2 protein-coding genes are annotated in these 2,515 nt (G+C 31.8%); both read right to left on the reverse strand.

All coding sequences use genetic code 11. The annotated features are described in order from the left end of the window. Positions 1–299: 299 nt before the first annotated feature. Positions 300–1,664 carry a GmrSD restriction endonuclease domain-containing protein gene (locus BM239_RS15170; RefSeq protein WP_092210175.1) on the reverse strand — a complete coding sequence of 455 codons (1,365 nt, stop codon included), beginning with the start codon at positions 1,662–1,664 and terminating at the stop codon, positions 300–302. A 161-nt stretch (positions 1,665–1,825) separates the two neighbouring features. Next, positions 1,826–2,374: a hypothetical protein gene (locus BM239_RS15175; protein WP_177209061.1), complete on the reverse strand. Its 549-nt coding sequence runs from the start codon at positions 2,372–2,374 to the stop codon at positions 1,826–1,828. Between the last annotated feature and the right edge of the window lie 141 nt (positions 2,375–2,515).

Here is a 2,515-nt window from a genome sequence, read left to right on the forward strand (position 1 = left end):
GATAATCACATAAATCACAATGTTTAGCTTGAATCATTTAGTTTTAAAGATTATTAATCTCATTAATTTGTCAGTTTTCGTAATGTGGATAAATGCACCACAACGGTCGTGTATAAGAATAGTAGGGCAGAAAAAATGCACGAACCATTCGGTTAAACACAAGCCGAATTTTTAAATTTTTCTTATTATCTTTTTGCTCAATAAGCCAAATTTAAAAATTTGGCGACTTCGCAAAAGTGCCCAAGCCATTGAATTTAGCAACTAATTGCCCTATTATTTTTATACGTTGTTGCCCACAGTTATTCTTTCCGAGGCCTTGACCAATTACAATGCCTGTGCGTTAACCTTGCATTCTCTGGAATTGTTTTTCCACCAGTCCAATACTGCTCGATATGGTCAACCGCTGCATCATCTATTTGTTGAATTTTGTTGTTACAAATTTCACAATTACTATTTTTTTTAAAAAGTTCCTCTTTTAATTGAAAGGAAAAACATCTTGGTTCATTTCTTTTGTCTTCCAAAATTTCGTTTAGTCTTGAATGCCAAAGATTAAATCGTCTTTTTACTTTTCTCTCCTCACTTGTTCCAATTTCTATTGCATCAATAAATACATCGTCAGTTGTCATAATATCAATAAACGCTTCACGAATTTTATCCAAATTTTGATAGGCTAAATTTTTATCTATTCTCGAAAAAGAATCCATTAAAACATCGTGTAATGAAACATTAAACCTTTTACTTTCCCAGTAACCTTCTGGATTATTTTCATCTCCTTTATAAAACCTTTTAAATGCTCTGTCTCCAAATACAGACTTTAAAATGGATACAGCATTTTTAAAGGCGTTCCGCAAATTATCAGCATCTTTTGAGGTGATATTTTGAAATCGTTCCATTTCATTATTAAGAAATGTTTTAATAGGCGATTTGTAATTGATATGAGTATTGTGATAAAACGCTGCAAATCTTAAAACTAACTCAACATCCTTCATTCTCTTGTCTGGACCTTTGATATTTAATAATTCTAAATATTCTTCATTTGCAGCTAATTCTTTTAATAGCTTATTATATTCTCCTCTATAAATACAATTTCGAAGTTCCTGTGTATTAAGTGGAACCGAACCTGTATTTAAACGTTCAAATATTTCAAACTTTAGATTGGTGTCTGATTCCTTTTTAAATGTTATAGTCCTAATAACGGTATCATTAATATTATCTCTGATTTCTTCATCAAGTTTGGTAAACAATTTGCCATTTAAATCTTTCAAAACCTTTAAACCACTCAATTTAAAATCTGTACCATCCGGTAATTTACCATCGATAAAGCTAAAAAAAGAAGTCAATCTTTGCTGGCCATCAATCACGTATATTTTTCCATCTTGTTCTTCGGATAGATAGATTACTGGTAAAGGAATTCCGAGTAATGCACTTTCAATTAGACGAGAACTTTTTGCTTTGTCCCAAACAAAATATCTCTGAAAATCAGGTTGAATATCTAACTTTCCACGTTTGTATTTGCCATACAATCCGTGAATTTCAGGGTCTCCTTTTTCGGTATAAATTTTTGCAACTTGACCATCTTCGAGCTCTAATTCTTCATTTGGTTCTTCATTGTCGAATAGAATTTCGTTATCTTCTTCGTTTTCTTTAAGTTGATTTTCTTGCATTTAGTTTTTTTTATAATTGTGGGCAACGGTTACGTGTATGAAAAGTGCGTGTTTGCGTCAGAGGATTTTCCGTAGGAAAATCGGAAGAAAGCAAACACGCACTTTCTATTGGTTAAGCACTAAAATAAGCATTTTTTATACACAGTGTTGGCAACTGTGTTTTATTTTTTTATCTCGATTCCTTTAGTCAAATCACTGAAAAATGATTCTAATTCCGATTTACTTTTTTCAATCAATTCAGATTCTGTGATTTCCGTTTTGTTTATATCAAATAGTTTTATTTTTGAGTCTGAATACGATAAATAGCTAATTGTAGAATCCGTTTTAAAACCTTCTTGATAGAATGGCTTGTTATAATTATATTCCAATTGCTTGACTAATTTAAAATTCAGTTTTCCGTTTTTTTCTGTCCAATAAGTGTAATTCAGTCTTCCAAGTTCTCCATATAGCCAAAAATCATAAACAACATAATCGAATTTTTTATCGTGGAATATTGTCAATTCACCACCTTCAGAGGAGTGACCAAAGAGGTCAATAGTGTTAGTTTCAAATTCCGCTTTATTTTTCTCGAAGTCTTGAACTAATTCGAAGTCTTTAAGTTCAGAAACCGCTTTTTCAATTCCTACACTTTCCGATTTCTTTTCCGATTTCTGCTTTTCTCCGCAAGAGTAAAATCCGATTATTAGAAAAATGATTAATACTCTATTCATAGGTTTTCGGACATTGTTGCCAACGGTAAGTGTATGAAATGGGCGAGTTTGTGTCGGAGGATTTTCGGAACGAAAATCGGAAGAAAGCAAACACGCACTTTCCTTTTGATTAAGCACTAAAATAAGCATTTTTTATACACA

It is taken from the genome of Algorimicrobium echini (genome assembly GCF_900115185.1).
In the GTDB taxonomy this organism is placed as follows: domain Bacteria; phylum Bacteroidota; class Bacteroidia; order Flavobacteriales; family Flavobacteriaceae; genus Algorimicrobium; species Algorimicrobium echini.

Coding starts and splice junctions, on each gene's coding strand:
- BM239_RS15170 (WP_092210175.1), bottom strand. CDS start 1,664: ATGCAAGAAAATCAACTTAAAGAAAACGAAGAAGATAACGAAATTCTA.
- BM239_RS15175 (WP_177209061.1), bottom strand. CDS start 2,374: ATGAATAGAGTATTAATCATTTTTCTAATAATCGGATTTTACTCTTGC.